This window comes from Plesiocystis pacifica SIR-1, assembly GCF_000170895.1.
GTDB classification, from domain to species: domain Bacteria; phylum Myxococcota_A; class Polyangia; order Nannocystales; family Nannocystaceae; genus Plesiocystis; species Plesiocystis pacifica.
The window spans coordinates 96,626-110,835 of record NZ_ABCS01000004.1; the positions used below are offsets into that span (position 1 = coordinate 96,626).

Genomic DNA, 14,210 nt, shown 5'->3' on the forward strand with positions numbered 1-14,210 from the left:
TCAGGGGTCGTAGCGCCGCAGCCAGCGGGGCGCGGCGTCGGGGTTGCCGTCGACGGGCTCGGCGAAGCCCATGACGTAGACGGCCCCGTCGCTCGACACGGCCACGTTCGTCGCCTCGGCGTACACGGCGGGGCGGTCGATCCACAGCGCGTTGCCGTCCGCGTCGGCGCCGATGATCACCGCGTGGTCGTCGGTCCACTCGAGGTCGAAGGGGGTCGAGGGGATGCGCTGGCGGCCGACGATCACCGCGCCCCCGTCGGGGGTGGTCGCCACGTCTCGGGCCCGGTCGGAGGCGCCGTAGCGATCGTGGGCGTCGAGGGAGCGCTCGACGTTGAAGCCGCTGACCTTGGCGAGGGTCAGGTCGGCGCCCGAGCCCGCGACCCACAGGTCCTCGCCGGCGGTCGAGGCCGCGTTGGGGAAGCCGCTGTCGCTGAGGGTGAGCTGGCCGACGACGGCCCCGGTGGTCGCCGAGAGCATGAAGTTGCCGAACAGCACCTGGCCGTCGGTGGTCACCGCCAGGGGGCCCGGGCTGACCTGGAAGCTGGCCTTGCGCAGCAGCTCGGTGCCGTCGGGGGCGACGCGCAGCAGGGTCGGGGCCTGGAAGTCGTCCATGGTGTTGTCGAAGCAGGCGACGAGCAGGTCCTCGCCGTCGAAGCTCAGCCCCCAGATCTCCGCGTTGGGCGAGGCGAAGGGGATGTTGGCGGCGCCCAGGGAGTTGCCCTGGCCGTCGAAGCGCTCGACGGGGTCGGGGCTGGGCTCGCTCCACGAGCTCGCGCCGACCAAGATGGTGCCGTCGGGGTCCATGGTCAGGGCGAGGCCGGAGAGCTCGAGGTAGCCGCCGCTTTGCGCCCACGCGATGTCGCCGTTGTCCGAGACTCGGGTGAACAGGTTGGGGGCGACGATGACCACGCCGCCCTCGGGGTGCGCGACCATGCGGCTGCCGCCGAAGGGGCGAAACTCGTCGAGGATCACGGTCCAGGTGGGGGCGAGCTGGGGGGTGTCGGGGCCGGCCCAGGTGTCGGGGGTGCAGGTGACGTCGGCGACCTGACTGGGCAGGGGGGCGAGGACCTCGCGCCCGACGGCGCCGAGGGCTTCGCCGGGGTCGAAGCCCACGTCGAGGCACCAGTCGTCGCCCTGTCCGACGGTCTCGCCGCCCTCGTCGGCGTCGTCACCTTCGTCGTCGGCGCCCGAGCCGGGGCAGGCGGACAGGCCCAGCAGCGCCGCCAGACCGAGGGCGCCGATGGGACGGGGGCGGGGGGCAGGGCAAGTCATGCCCCAGAGTATCGACAATTGGCCCGCGGTGGCTGGTCGCGCCCCTCGCCGGTCGCAGAGCCGAGGCGGGCGGGGTCGGGGATGGCGCCAAGCCCCCCAGGGGCTATGCTGCCGGCGATGTTCCGCTTCCTCACCGACCCCCGCAAGCTGGAGTTGATCGCGGCCGACGAGGCCCTGCCGGGTCGGGAGCAGGCCATCGCCGTGCCCGAGGTGCACTTCATCAACGGCAACCGCCTGGTCCCGCCCTTCCCCGAGGGCCTCGAGCTCGCCGTGTTCGCGATGGGCTGCTTTTGGGGGGCCGAGCGCAAGTTCTGGCAGCTCGAGGGGGTGTACTCGACCTCCGTCGGCTACGCGGGCGGCTACACCAAGAACCCGACCTACCGCGAGGTGTGCAGCGGGCAGACCGGGCACACCGAGGTCGTGCAGGTCGTCTTCGACGCGGCCAAGATCCGCTACGAGCGGCTCTTGAAGGTGTTTTGGGAGAGCCACGACCCGACCCAGGGCATGCGCCAGGGCAACGACGTCGGGACCCAGTACCGCTCGGCGATCTACACCTACTCCGACGCCCAGCTGGCCCAGGCCCAGGCCTCGCGGTCCGAGTTCCAGGCGGCCTTGCTCGGCTCGGGCTACGGGGAGATCACCACGGAGATCCGCGCCGCGCCGCCCTACTACTACGCCGAGGACTACCACCAGCAGTACCTGGGCAAGAACCCCAACGGCTACTGCGGGCTCGGGGGCACCGGCGTGTCCTGCCCGACGGGCTTGGACACCTGAGCCCCGAGTGCGGGACACTGACGACCATGTCCAGCGCTGAACAGTCTCCGGTCGCCCCAACTGCTCAGGCTGCTCCGGCTGCTCCGGTCGCGATCATCGGCACGGGCCGCGTCGGCGCGGCCCTCGGCAAGCGCTTCGCCAGCGCCGGCTACCCGATCCGCTTTGGCGTGCGCGGGGACAAGGATCTCTCGGAGCTCCTCGACCAGGTGCGGGCCACGGCGGGGGGCGTGTCCGTCGAGGCCAAGAGCCCCATGAAGGCCGCGCGCGAGGCCGAGCTCATCTTCCTGGCCGTGCCCGGCGGCGCGCTCTTCGACGCCGTCTCGAGCCTCGGGCCGCTGATGGGCAAGGTGCTCGTCGACTGCACCAACCCGGTGCGCTGGGACAAGGGCCCGGTGTGGGATCCGCCCGAGGCCGGCTCCAACGCCCAGGCGCTCCAGGCCCTCGCCCAGCCGGCGGTCGTGGTCAAGGCCTTCAACGGCTTCGGCGCGGAGTTCCACGAGGACCCGGAGCTCGGCGGCAGGGGCATCGACGTGTTCATGGCCGGCGACGACGAGGGGGCCAAGGCGCGGGTCGCCGAGATCGCGCTGCGCTCGGGCTTTTGCCCCGTGGACGCGGGCCCGCTGCGCAACGCCGGGTTGGTCGAGAACGCGGCGGTGCTGTGGATCCACCTGGCCATGGTCGGCGGCCAGGGGCGCGACTTTGGTCTGTGCCTGGTGCGGCGCGAGGGCTGACGGGCGCGGATGGCTGCTGACGAGGCTGCGATCCGCTCCCGGGTGGGCGACGGCACGGGCGACGAGGGCCTGGCCCTGGTCCCGAGCCTCGGGCCCGCGCCGGGCGAGGCCCTCGAGGCCCTCGCCGAGCTGTGCGCGGGCCGTCGGGTCGTCGCGTTGACGGGGGCGGGCTGCTCGACGGAGTCCGGCATCCCCGACTACCGCGGCGAGGGCACCCGCGCCCGGGCCCGCAACCCGATCCGCTTTTCGGCCTACGTCGAGGACCCCGAGGCCCGGGCGCGCTACTGGTCCCGGGCGGTGGTCGGCTGGCCCAAGCTGTCCCGCGCCCGCCCCAACGCGGCCCACCGCGTCCTGGCCCAGCTCGAGGCCGCCGGGGTGTTGTCGGGGTTGATCACCCAGAACGTCGACCGCCTCCACCACCAGGCCGGGAGCCGGGCGGTGGTCGAGCTCCACGGCGCCCTGGCCGAGGTCCGCTGCCTGAGCTGCCAGACCATCGAGGGCCGCGACGCGCTCCAGGATCGACTGCTCGGCCTCAACCCCAGCTGGCGCCACCTCGACGCGGCCATGGCCCCCGACGGCGACGCCGAGCTCGAGGACCCGGTGGATCGCTTCCAGGTCGCCGACTGCCAGGCCTGCGGCGGCCTGCTCAAGCCCAACGTGGTGTTCTTCGGCGAGCAGGTGCCCCAGGCCACCGTCGACCAGGCCTACGCCATGGTCGAGGACGCCGAGGTGCTGGCCGTGTTCGGCTCGTCGCTGGCCGTGTTCTCGGGCCTGCGCTTCGTCAAGCGGGCCAAGGCCCGGGGCATCCCCGTGGCCATCATCAACGCCGGGCCCACGCGCGGCGACCCGCTGGCGAGCCTCAAGATCGACGCGCGCCTGGGCGAGTTCTTGCCTCGCCTCGGCGCGCGCCTGATCGGATCGTCCGGGGCGGACTAATTGCGCGAGGGGTAGAGGCCCTGCAGCGCGATGATGTAGTTCACGACCTGGAAGGGCTGGACGATGTTGACCAGCTGGCCTCCGCCCGTGTGGCTCACGGAGTTGCTACCCATGGACACGTTGGGGCTCGTCTCCGTGTAGATGGAGATGCCCGCGGGCGCGGCCAGGTAGGCGCCGTCGGGGGTGGGATCGTCCGCGCCAGCGCGCACGGCCCGGAGGTCGTGGCTGTGCGAGGGCAGCTGGTTGGTGGTCAGGGTGACCGACTCGTGCCCAGTCTTTTGCCCGAGCTGGCGCGGGGTCAGGCCCGGGCCGGTGCCGGCGTGCATGGCCACGCGCCCGCGCAGGTCCGGGAGGCCGAAGGTCGAGACCCCGTCGCCGCCGTAGGTGGTGCCGAGGATCGAGAACAGGGCCGAGTTGGCGTTGATGGACAGCAGCTGGCCGTCGCACAGGGCCCAGCCGCGCGGCGCGAAGTTGCCGCCAAACTGGACGATGAGACCGATGAAAGGCTCCATGGTGGGTCCGCCGATCTAGCTGCGCGAGGGGTAGGTGCCCTCGAGGGCGATGATGAAGTTGACGACCTGGAAGGGCTGGACGATGCCGAAGGGCTGGCCGCCGCCCGTGTTGGTGATGGACTTGTCGCCCATGGACACGTTGGGGGCGGTCTCCGTGTAGATGGCCAGGCCCGCGGGCGCGGCCAGGTAGGCGTTGTCGGGGGTGCCGTCGTCGGCGGCGACGCGCACGGCCTGGACGTCGTGCTTGTGCGAGGGCATCTGGTTGCGGGTCAGGGTGACCGTCTCGGCGCCCGACTTGTTGCCGAGGTTGCGGGGGGTCAGGCCCGGGCCGGTGCCGGCGTGCATGGCCACGCGCCCGCGCAGGTCGGGGAGGCCGAAGGTGCTCCGGCCGTCGCCGCCGTAGGTGGTGCCGAGGATCGAGAACAGAGCAGAGTGGCTCGAGATGGCCAGCAGCTGGCCGTTGCACAGGGCCCAGCCCCGCGGAGCAAAGTTGCCACCAAATTGAACGATCATCCCAATGAACGGGGTCATGACTTTCGAATCTCCTGATGCTGCCAATGGCCCGGTCTCCCCCAGCGGGAGCCCATCGAGGCCGCCGGCACCTTAGCACCTCGAGGCCGCTGCTGGGCGGAGAAATGCTCGCGAAGGGTCACAGTGGAATCGTTACAGTTTCCAACGCAAATCTGATTTTGCGACGCGCCCCACCGCGGGCGGGTGTGATCAGACAGGCGCGGGGGCGGGAACGAGCGGCGCAGGTTCGACTGCGCCCGTGGCCGTGACATCCCGGGCTCGAGCGGCGTTGGAGGGGGACGAGCGCTCACGCAGAAAACCAGGGCTGTCACTGGAGTCCGTCCGGTGGTTGGCCCCAGGGTCACGCTGATCCAAGGCCCAGGGCTGCGCGCGCGAGCGCGCGACGCCGCTGCGCAGGCCCAGCCAGGAGGCTGTCAGCGGCCCCACAGCCCTGCGGAGCGTCCGCCATCGCCCACTCTTCCACGCTCGTGCTTCAATCAGTCATCGCCATGTCTCGCCGCTCGATCTTTGCCTACGCCTCCTCGACGTCGCTCCTCGCTCTCCCCGTGTTGCTGTTGGGTGCTTGCCAGGTCGAGGATCCGACCTACGTCGAGCCGCCCTCGGACTGCACGGCGGTCGAGGCCCAAAACCAGTTCGTGGTCGACGTGATGCGCCAAAACTACCTGTGGAGCGACTCCGTACCCGAGGACGTCGACATCACGGCCTATGAGGATCCCTCGGACCTGGTCCGGGAGCTGCGCGACGAGAACGATCGTTGGACGCGGATCTCCGACAAGAGCACCTCGGACGCGCTGTTCATGGAGGGCAAGTTCGTCGGCCTCGGCTACAAGACGCAGCGCATGGAGGACGACAGCATCCGCATCTCCTTCGTGAGCGACAACTCGCCGGCGTCCATGGCCGGCATCCTCCGGGGTGACCGAATCGTCGGGGCCGGGGGCTACACCGTCGCCGAGCTCGACGAGGGCGGGCTGTGGAGCGAGGCCTACGGCTCGAACGATCCGGGCGTCGTCGTCGAACTCGAGATCGAGCACCTCGCCACGGGCGAGTCCGAGGTGCTGACCATCACCAAGGACTGGATCGACATCGTCAGCATCCCCGTGGTCGAGACCTTCGAGGGCCCCGACGACACCACGGTGGGCTACTTCGTCATGGACAAGTTCGTGGGCACGACCCACGACGAGCTCGACGCGGCCTACGCCCAGTTCAAGGAGGCCGGCGTGACCACCGTGGTCATGGACCTGCGCTACAACGGCGGCGGGCTGATCAGCGTGGCCGAGCGCAGCGTGAGCTTGTTGCTCGGGGTCAACCACGAGGGCGAGGAGGCCTACCGCTTCGAGTACAACGACTACCTCGGGCCCACGGAGGATCGCACGGCGGACATCGACCGCTACGACAACTCCCTGCCCACGGAGAAGGTCATCGTGATCACCAGCGGCCGGACCTTGTCGGCGAGCGAGCTGGTCATCAACGCGCTCTTCCCCTACGTCGACGTGACCTTGGTCGGCAGCACCACGGGCGGCAAGCCGGTCGGCTCGCGCAGCTACGAGTTCTGCGAGAAGCTGCTCTACCCGGTGTCCTTCCGCCTGGTCAACGCGGACGGCCAGTCCGACTACTTCGACGGCCTGAGCCCGGACTGCGAGGCGGCCGACGACGTGTTCCACTTCCTCGGCGACCCCGAGGAGGGCATGCTCGCCGCGGCCCTGGGCTTCATCGAGAACGACGCCTGCGCCCAGCCGGCGCCGCCCTCCAACTCGGTGCTGGGGCTGGCGCCCTTCGAGGCCGTGGGCGAGCGGACCTTGCCCAACCCCGAAGCGCGCTACGACGTCGACAGCTGGTGAGCAGCTGGTGAGCGGTCAGGCCGGCTTCGCCCCCGGGTAGCCCGCGCTCGAGGGCGCGCCCGGGGTGCGGGTCAGCTCGCCGTCGTCGACGAGCTTGCGCAGGTGCGCGTCGAGGGCGTGGGCGGCGATGGGCCAGATGAAGGGCGGCGTGTCGGCGTAGGCCTGGGCCAAGATCGCGTCGAAGTCCCGGGCGCCCGCGAGCACGGCCTGGCGGACCTTGTCCTCGCGGGCGAGGCGGTGGCGGACGTAGTGCTCGAGCAGGGCCACGGGGTCGTCGATGACCGGGCCGTGGGCGGGGACGAGGCGGCTGTCGAGGCCGCGCTCGCTCCGGACCCGGCAGCCCTCGGCGATGCGCCGCAGGGACTCGAGGTAGGTCGTCATGTCGCCCCCGTCTCGGGGATCGATCAAGATCGACCCCACGCCGGCGACGAGGTCCCCCGCGTGGGCGATCCCGCTGGCCTCGTCCCAGAACACCAGGTGCCCCGGCGCGTGCCCAGGTGTGTGCACGGCGCGGACGCGCTGGCCTCCGCCGAGCTCGATGGTCCAGTCGTCTTCGATGGTCTCGTCGACCTCGAAGTGCAGGCGCGCGGCGGTCTCGGGGTGGGCCAGGAGCGGAACGCCGTACCGCTCGCGCAGCTCGACGGCGTAGCCGATGTGATCGGGGTGGTGGTGGGTGAGGGCCAGGCCCGCGATCGTGCGTCCCTGTGCCCGGAGCTCGTCGAGGAGGGCGTCGAGGCGGGCTCGCTCACGTTCGTGGGGCGTCGCGGGCTCGATCACGAGCAGGCGATCGTGACCCAGGATCAAGGTGTTGGTCGCGGTCGCTGGAGGCAGGGTAGGGGTGTCCAGGGACAGGTTCCAGGCGCCGCGCGCGAGCTCCATGGCCCGAGCATAACTGGGGCCAGGGGTCTGGGCCTCGGCGTCGGGCCTGCTAAGCTCCGAGGGTGAGCTCGAGCTCGCCCATCGCGGACCTGCGTACGCAGATCACCGCGGCCATCAACGAGGGTCACCGCGGGGTCGCCCGCCGTCGGGCTGCGCGACCTCGCCCGCAGGCCGCCTCTGGACCTCACTTTGGGCCTCACTCTGGCGAGACCGGCCCTTGCCTGGGGGAGGGCCGGCCCTTCGTCGTCGACGGCGTGCCGCGCACGGCCGCGCTGGTCACCCTCGGCTCCCTCGACGGGGAGGGCGATCGCGGGGAGGTCACCCAGCTGACCCGGGGCGATCGCCACCACCTCGCCCGGCGGTGGATCTCCGTGGCTCAAAACGAGCACTCCTCCGTGGCCAGCTTCGCCCGCTTCACCGCGCAGCTCCTGGCCGTCGGGGCCCCGCCGCACCTGGTCGAAGCGTCGTGCTCCGCCGGCGAGGACGAGGTCCGGCACGCGCACATCGCCCTCGAACTGGCCGAGGAGCTCGCCGGCCTCGGCTTCGAGTTTGGCCCCCTCGAGACCCACGCGGCCTACACCACCGAGGGGTCCCTCGAGTCCGTCGTGATGGCCTGCATCACCGAGGGCTGCGTCGGCGAGACCCTCTCGGCCCTCGAGTTCAGCATCGCGGCCTCGCGCAGCACCGAGGTGGGCCTGGCCGAGCGCCTGCAGTCCATCGCCGACGACGAGGGCCGCCACGCGACCTTGGCCTGGTCCTTCGTCGCCTGGGCCCTCGAGCAGTACCCCGAGTTCCACGAGGGGGTGGCGACGGCCTTCGTCGAGGCCGCCGTCGAGGCCAGCCCCGCGGCCCTCGAGGTCGAGCTGCGCGACTGCGGCCACGAGCCGGACGAGGCCCTGATGCTCGCGTGGGGCTGCCTGCCGGCGAAGCTGCGGGTCCGCGTGCGCAGCGAGGGGCTGCGCGAGTTGGTCGCGCCTTGCGTCGAGGCCTTGCTCAGCCACGGGCAGAACAAGGCTTCGCTGGGCTGAACGAGGCGCGCTCGGCACCCCGTGTCGGGCTGTGATACACCTCTGCGTGATATGCGCGGGGGTTGTGTGGTCGTCGTTGGAGTTGTCGCCTTGTTGGGGTGCAAGCCCGCCGGGGGCGAGGTGGCGGACGCGTCTCGAGCCGAAGCGCCCGCCGAGGAGGCCGAGCCCTCAGCCGCCGCGGAGCCTAGCGAGGCTACCGAGCAGGTTCGCCCTCAGCCGCCGCTGATCATGCCACCCGCGAGCGCGCCCGCGCGGGCTGAGGTTGCACGGGCTCCGGACGCCGACGCGTCCCCCGACGCGCCCGACGCTGCGAAGGACGACGCCACCGCCGAGCCTGCCGAGCCGCCCGACCCCTTCGCGGAAGCCCTCGCCGAGCTGAAGGTCGACGCGGGGGTGCTCGCCGCTGCGAACGCTCTGTTCGTCGAGCGATACGGCCGCGCGAAGCAGCCCGACGAGGTCCTGCGGCGCAAGCACATCGATCTCCTGTTGAGTTTTTTCGAGGTCAAGATCGCCGCCCTGACGACCCCCGAGGTCGAGAGGGCCATGGGATGCAAGAAGCATCCCGAGCGCTGCGAGGGGGCGAAGCTCAGCCCCGATGCGGTCGCGGTCGCGGACGCCTTCGAGGCCAACGCGGTCGTGTCCGTGTACTTGGGCGAGGGCTCGGAGGGCTTCGCCACCGACCACCGCGAGCTCGCCGAGCTGCTCGAGCCCGCGCTCTCGAAGCCCGCGAAGCAGTACTTCGAAGGCCTCGCCCTCGAGGCCGAGGCGCGAGCGGGCTACGACGACGGCATGTACTTCGGCGAGCCGGACGACATCGTCGAGCTCATCCGCTGGTGGGAGGCGCTGGGCAGCTCGGGGGGCCCGGCCTACGCCGACCGCCACGACGAAGCCCGCGAGCTGGTCTGGGATTACCTCTACCTGACCGAGCTTGGGAAACTGGACGGCCCGAAGCTCCTCGCCAGGGTCCGGGCATCCCACGCGAGCTTCGTGGCGAAGCACGGCGACTCGCGCTGGCACCCCGTCGTCGAGCACTTCGTGGCGGAGGCAGGCGACTACAGCCTCTCCGCGGAGGCCTGCAGCGAGCTCATCAAGGCCAGCATGAAGCTGGCGAAGCCCATGCCACTATCACCACCAGCCCCCTGAGGAAGCAGCCGGGCTCGCTGGTGAGTTCGGCCGAGCCTTGGGGTGGAGGACTCGCTCTCCCGAGAGCGCTCGCGTTGATGTTGGCGCTGGGATGGTCGAGCATCGTTTGAGATGCAGGACCCAAAGCTGGAACGAATGGGGGGCTTTCTCGATGCGGTGCTCGCAGGCGAGCCCGTCGAGCCCCTCGACGAGAGCGGGGACGGAGTGGTGGCCAGCATCGCGGCGAAGCTCAACGAACTCTCCGGGCGGATCTTCGGCGGGCCGGCCGATCGGGCGCTGTTCTCCCACGGGCCGGTGGTCGTGTTTCGGTGGCGCAACGAGGAGGGCTGGCCCGTCGAGTTCGTGTCGGGCAACGTCGAGGCGCTGACGGGCTACCCCACCGAAGAGTTCGCCAGCGGGCGCCTGCCCTACGCCAGCTTGATCCACGCCGACGACATCGAGCGCGTCGGTCGAGAGGTGGCGGACAACAGCGCGAGCGCGGCGTGGTTCGAGCACGCCCCCTACCGCCTGCGCCACAGCGACGGGGAGTGGCTGTGGATCTACGACTACACCGTGGTCTTGCGCGACGGGCAGGGGGCCGCGACCCACTTCTACGGCTACATCATGGACATCAGCGAGCGCGTGGCCAACGACGAGCTCATCCGGGCTCAGCTGGAGACCATCGACAACCTCGGGACGCCGCTCGTTCAGGTGTGGGAGGGGGTGCTGACCGTGCCGCTGATCGGGCCGCTCAACGCCAACCGAGCCGCGGCGGTCACCGAGGCCCTGGTCGAGCGGGTCAGCCAGGCCCAGGTCCGCAGCGCCATCCTCGACCTCACGGGCGTCGAAGCGATCGACGCGTCGACGGTGCTGCACATCGACAGGTTGATCCGCGCGGTCGCCCTGTTGGGCTGCGAGTGCGTCCTGTCCGGGGTCTCGCCGATGATCGCCCAGACCATGGTCAGCCTCGAGGTCGACTTTGGCAAGCTGCGGGTGTTCCAGAGCCTGGCCGCCGCGCTGCGGGTCCTCGTCGGGCCTACTCCGCGATGACGGTCTCGCAGCCGAGCTCGATGATGATCTCCGCGAATTCGTAGGTCTGGAAGGTCGCGCAGGTCTGGGGGCAGGCGACGATGTTCTGGGGGTTCTCGGGATCGTCGTAGTACCAGCCCTGGCTGACCTGGCCGCACGCGGAGGGGCCGTCGACCTGGCCGATGGTCTCCTCGCCCTGCTCGGACAGGACCTGGACGTTGACCTGGTCGGGGTCGAAGCTCTCGCCGGGCGGGGGCTCGGGGATGGCGTACTCGCAGGCGAGCTGGGAGCCGGCGATGACCTCCTCGGAGATGGCCTCGAACACCGGGGCGAAGTTCTGGTCGCACAGGTCCGCGAGCACGCCCCCGGTCATGTTGGCCAGCTCGATGTAGGTGTCGCCGATCTCGGCGGCGGCCTGGCAGTCCTCGAGGGACACGATCGCGTGGAGGCGGTAGTCCTCGTGGGCCAGGTCGAGGCCGCGGAAGGTCTCGTCGAAGTTGTTGGCCGAGAGGTTGGACTCGTCGTCGGACACCACGACCACGTGCTTGACCGCGTCCGGGCGCATGATCGGCGACCAGTCGCCGTAGCGCTCGACCACGCGCTCGAGGGCGTTGTGGCTGTTCACGAAGGTGTCGACGTGCTCGAAGATCGGGTAGTTGTCGTCGCTGTTGGGGCACGCGCCCCCGCCCAGCGGCGCGTCCACGCAGATGCCGTGGCCGTCGCCGGGGTAGCTCGAGATCAGGGCCACGTGGGCGTCCACGCCGCTGGCGATGATCTGCTGCGAGAAGCTGTTGAGGTTGGCCTGGACCGAGTTGCTCTCGAACTCCATGCTGCCCGAGTTGTCGACGACGAACAGGATGTCGGCCGGCAGCTTGATGGCCTGAGCGGCCGCGCTGACGCTGGCGCACTCTTCTTGCTCGGGCTCTTCGTCCGGGTCGCCGCCGAAGTCGAGCAGGGGCGCGCCGCCTTCCTCTCCAGGCTCGCTCTCCTCGAGGCCGCCCTCGTCGGCCATCTCGTCGTCGCCGTCCATGCCTTCGTCCCCGAGGCTGGTGATCCCGTCGTCCCCGGCGTCGAGCCCGCTGAAGCTGTCGGGGCGGCCCTCGTCGGGCCCGCAGGCTCCCGCGATCAGGCACAGAGCGGGCACAATCATGGCTTTGAGGGCGATCGGAGCGGTCTTCGAGGTGCTGGGGACGTTCATGGCGGGTCCGGGCAGGCCGCGATGTCCGTGTAGGACATGTAGGACAAGCAATTACATCTACTCACAATGTGAGCGTGCTTGCAAGCCCAAAAAACCAAATTTTTGACAGGGGCGCCCGCCCGTGCGGCCCCCCTCTGTCACGGGAACGGTTCGCTCAGTCCAGTCGGACGCGGCCGGCTTCGAGGAGCGCGTCGATGTCGACCCCCGCGGGCAGGGTGCCGTAGCAGCGACCCTCGCCCGCGAGGCGGCCGGCACAAAAGGCGTCGGCGACCGCGGGCTCGCCGTGGCGCACGAGCACGGCCGCCTGCAGGGCGAGGCCGAGGCGCTCGCACAGCTGCCGGGCCTCGCGGGGGTGCACGGGCTCTCGGCCCACGCGGGCGAAGCGATCCTCGAGCGCGGCCACGAAGGCGTCGTAGCGCGGGTCGCCGCCCCGGCTCGCGTTCAGCTCCTCGAGCACGGCGGCGACGCAGCTCGGCTCGCGGCCCATGGCCCGGAGCACGTCGAGGCAGATGACGTTGCCCGAGCCCTCCCAGATCGAGTTGAGCGGCGACTGGCGGAACAGCCGGGGCATGACGCTCTCTTCGATGTAGCCCGCGCCGCCGTGGCACTCCATCGCCTCGTACACGGCCTCGGGCAGGCGCTTGTTGAGCCAGTACTTGGCCACGGGGGTCGCGAGCCGCGAGTAGGCCCGGGCCCGTTCGCCGACGGCTCCGTCGTGGCCGGCCTCGTCGAAGCTCCGGGCGACCCGCATGGCCAGGGCCGTGGCCGCCTCGCTCTCGACGATGAGGTCGGCCAGGACCTCGCGCATGAGCGGCTGGTCGATGAGCTTGGCCCCGAAGGCGGCGCGGTGCTGGGCGTGCCAGCAGGCGTTGGCGACGGCCTGGCGGAGCATGCCGGCGGGCATGACGATGCAGTCCAGGCGGGTGTGGTGGACCATCTCGATGATGGTCCGGACGCCGCGGCCCTCCTCGCCCACGCGGCGGGCGTAGGTGCCGGCGTACTCGATCTCGCTCGAGGCGTTGGCGTGGTCGCCGAGCTTGTCCTTGAGGCGCTGGATGAAGAAGGGGTTGCGGGTCCCGTCGGGGCGCCAGCGGGGGACGAGCAGGCAGGTCAGGCCGCCGGGGGCCTGGGCGAGGGTCAAGAAGGCGTCGGACATCGGCGCCGAGCAAAACCACTTGTGGCCGACGAGCTCATAGTCCGTGTCGGAGCCGCCGAGGCGGTGGGCCTGGGTGGTGTTGGCGCGCACGTCCGAGCCGCCCTGCTTCTCGGTCATCGCCATGCCCATGGTCAGCCCGGCCTTCTCGGTCATCGGCTTGAACTCGGGGTCGTAGACCCGGGCGCTGAGCTTGGGCACGAGGGCCTCGGCGAGGGCGGGCTCGTGGCGCAGGGCCGGGACGACGGCGTAGGTCATGGACAGGGGGCAGCACACGCCGGGCTCGGCCTGGGCCATCATGAACTCGTAGGCCGCGTGGGCGACGTGGCCCGAGGGCGTGTCCGCCTCGGTCCACGCGACCGAGGGCATGCCCGCCTCGACGGCGAGGGCCATGAGGCGGTGGTAGCTGGGGTGGTAGCGGACCTCGTCGACGCGCTGGCCGTAGCGATCGAAGGTCAGCAGCTCGGGGCGGGCGCGGTTGGCCTCGAAGCCCCAGGCGGTGACCTCGGCCGAGCCCACCCGCGCGCCAAAGCCGTGCAGCGCGTCCGCGTGCGCGGCTCCTCCCTCGCGCGCCACGGCCGAGCGGAGGGCGCGATCACTGGCCCAGAGGTTGACCCCCTCGAAGGCGGGGGGTTGGTTGGCGACGGCGTGGGTGGGCAACTGCGTGAGCGGGCGCCGGTGACTCATGGGGCCATGGTACGCCCCTTGTGTTCGGCGCGCCGAGGGGGTAACCCCGCGCCCTGGACCTCGTAGTCCGCCCTGCCCCCGAGGCCCACAACTCGACAAGGAGAACTCGCCATGAGCGCCATCGAACTGACCAAGGAAAACTTCCAGGAGACCATCGACAACAACGACATCGTGTTCGTCGACTTCTGGGCGACCTGGTGCGGGCCCTGTCGCCAGTTCGCGCCGGTGTTCGAGGCCGAGTCCAAGAAGCACGAGGACGCCGTGTTCGGCAAGATCGACACCGAGTCCCAAAAAGAGCTCGCCGCCTCCTTCGGCATCCAGGCCATCCCCACGCTGATGGCCTTCCGCGAGAAGGTCCTGGTCTTCAACCAAGCCGGCGCCCTGCCGCCCGCGGCCTTCCGCCGCCTGGTCGAGCAGGTCAAGGAGCTCGACATGGAAGAGGTCCACAAGCAGATCGCCGAGCAAGAGGCCGCCGAGAAGGCCTGAGCCCGAGCCTTCGCCATCACCCAAACAAAAAGGA

Annotated in this window: 14 protein-coding genes; 8 read left to right on the top strand and 6 right to left on the bottom strand. The window is 70.7% G+C overall.

Annotated elements, in window-relative coordinates; all coding sequences use genetic code 11:
* Nucleotides 1-1,272: a hypothetical protein gene (locus tag PPSIR1_RS03340; RefSeq protein WP_006969570.1), complete on the bottom strand. Its 1,272-nt coding sequence runs from the start codon at nucleotides 1,270-1,272 to the stop codon at nucleotides 1-3.
* A gap of 117 nt (nucleotides 1,273-1,389) precedes the next feature.
* Between PPSIR1_RS03340 and msrA the strand changes: the two genes are divergently transcribed.
* From msrA to PPSIR1_RS03355, 3 genes are read left to right on the top strand one after another with little or no spacing between them, the layout of a single operon-like run.
* Nucleotides 1,390-2,046, top strand: coding sequence for a peptide-methionine (S)-S-oxide reductase MsrA (msrA, locus tag PPSIR1_RS03345; protein WP_045115315.1), 657 nt, complete (start codon nucleotides 1,390-1,392; stop codon nucleotides 2,044-2,046).
* Between the two features lie 26 nt (nucleotides 2,047-2,072).
* Nucleotides 2,073-2,777, top strand: coding sequence for an NADPH-dependent F420 reductase (locus PPSIR1_RS03350; RefSeq protein ID WP_006969572.1), 705 nt, complete (start codon nucleotides 2,073-2,075; stop codon nucleotides 2,775-2,777).
* Between the two features lie 9 nt (nucleotides 2,778-2,786).
* Complete coding sequence (locus tag PPSIR1_RS03355) at nucleotides 2,787-3,713, top strand: NAD-dependent protein deacetylase (protein ID WP_086000975.1); 927 nt, start codon at nucleotides 2,787-2,789, stop codon at nucleotides 3,711-3,713.
* On the opposite strand, the gene PPSIR1_RS03360 is transcribed toward PPSIR1_RS03355, so the two are convergent.
* Nucleotides 3,710-4,225 carry a phage tail protein gene (locus tag PPSIR1_RS03360; RefSeq protein ID WP_006969574.1) on the bottom strand — a complete coding sequence of 172 codons (516 nt, stop codon included), beginning with the start codon at nucleotides 4,223-4,225 and terminating at the stop codon, nucleotides 3,710-3,712. The genes PPSIR1_RS03355 and PPSIR1_RS03360 overlap by 4 nt on opposite strands.
* A 15-nt stretch (nucleotides 4,226-4,240) precedes the next feature.
* Nucleotides 4,241-4,756 (bottom strand): phage tail protein, encoded by a 516-nt coding sequence (locus PPSIR1_RS03365; RefSeq protein ID WP_045115294.1) that lies wholly within the window; start codon nucleotides 4,754-4,756, stop codon nucleotides 4,241-4,243.
* A gap of 488 nt (nucleotides 4,757-5,244) precedes the next feature.
* On the opposite strand from PPSIR1_RS03365, the gene PPSIR1_RS03370 reads away from it, so the two are divergent.
* Nucleotides 5,245-6,594, top strand: coding sequence for a S41 family peptidase (locus tag PPSIR1_RS03370; protein WP_006969576.1), 1,350 nt, complete (start codon nucleotides 5,245-5,247; stop codon nucleotides 6,592-6,594).
* Between the two features lie 15 nt (nucleotides 6,595-6,609).
* Here the strand turns inward: PPSIR1_RS03370 and PPSIR1_RS03375 are convergent, their stop codons facing one another.
* The gene (locus PPSIR1_RS03375) at nucleotides 6,610-7,473 is read right to left on the bottom strand and encodes an MBL fold metallo-hydrolase (protein ID WP_006969577.1); all 864 of its coding nucleotides are present in this window, start codon (nucleotides 7,471-7,473) and stop codon (nucleotides 6,610-6,612) included.
* Between the two features lie 62 nt (nucleotides 7,474-7,535).
* Here PPSIR1_RS03375 and PPSIR1_RS03380 point away from each other — a divergent pair, with 62 nt between their 5' ends.
* The 3 genes from PPSIR1_RS03380 (at nucleotide 7,536) to PPSIR1_RS03390 (ending at nucleotide 10,673) form a co-directional block, all read left to right on the top strand.
* Nucleotides 7,536-8,501, top strand: coding sequence for a ferritin-like domain-containing protein (locus PPSIR1_RS03380; protein ID WP_006969578.1), 966 nt, complete (start codon nucleotides 7,536-7,538; stop codon nucleotides 8,499-8,501).
* A gap of 228 nt (nucleotides 8,502-8,729) precedes the next feature.
* Nucleotides 8,730-9,644 carry a hypothetical protein gene (locus tag PPSIR1_RS03385; RefSeq protein ID WP_157595160.1) on the top strand — a complete coding sequence of 305 codons (915 nt, stop codon included), beginning with the start codon at nucleotides 8,730-8,732 and terminating at the stop codon, nucleotides 9,642-9,644.
* Between the two features lie 135 nt (nucleotides 9,645-9,779).
* Complete coding sequence (locus PPSIR1_RS03390) at nucleotides 9,780-10,673, top strand: STAS domain-containing protein (RefSeq protein ID WP_006969580.1); 894 nt, start codon at nucleotides 9,780-9,782, stop codon at nucleotides 10,671-10,673.
* Here PPSIR1_RS03390 and PPSIR1_RS03395 read toward each other — a convergent pair.
* Both PPSIR1_RS03395 and PPSIR1_RS03400 read right to left on the bottom strand, forming a co-directional pair.
* A complete protein-coding gene (locus PPSIR1_RS03395) occupies nucleotides 10,660-11,802 on the bottom strand; it encodes a vWA domain-containing protein (RefSeq protein WP_157595161.1) in 1,143 nt (380 codons plus the stop codon). The two genes, PPSIR1_RS03390 and PPSIR1_RS03395, sit on opposite strands and share 14 nt — an antisense overlap.
* A 202-nt stretch (nucleotides 11,803-12,004) precedes the next feature.
* Nucleotides 12,005-13,690 carry an acyl-CoA dehydrogenase family protein gene (locus PPSIR1_RS03400; RefSeq protein ID WP_006969582.1) on the bottom strand — a complete coding sequence of 562 codons (1,686 nt, stop codon included), beginning with the start codon at nucleotides 13,688-13,690 and terminating at the stop codon, nucleotides 12,005-12,007.
* Between the two features lie 111 nt (nucleotides 13,691-13,801).
* On the opposite strand from PPSIR1_RS03400, the gene trxA reads away from it, so the two are divergent.
* Nucleotides 13,802-14,176, top strand: a complete 375-nt coding sequence (gene trxA, locus PPSIR1_RS03405) for a thioredoxin (RefSeq protein WP_006969583.1) — start codon at nucleotides 13,802-13,804, stop codon at nucleotides 14,174-14,176.
* The last annotated feature ends 34 nt before the right edge of the window (nucleotides 14,177-14,210 follow it).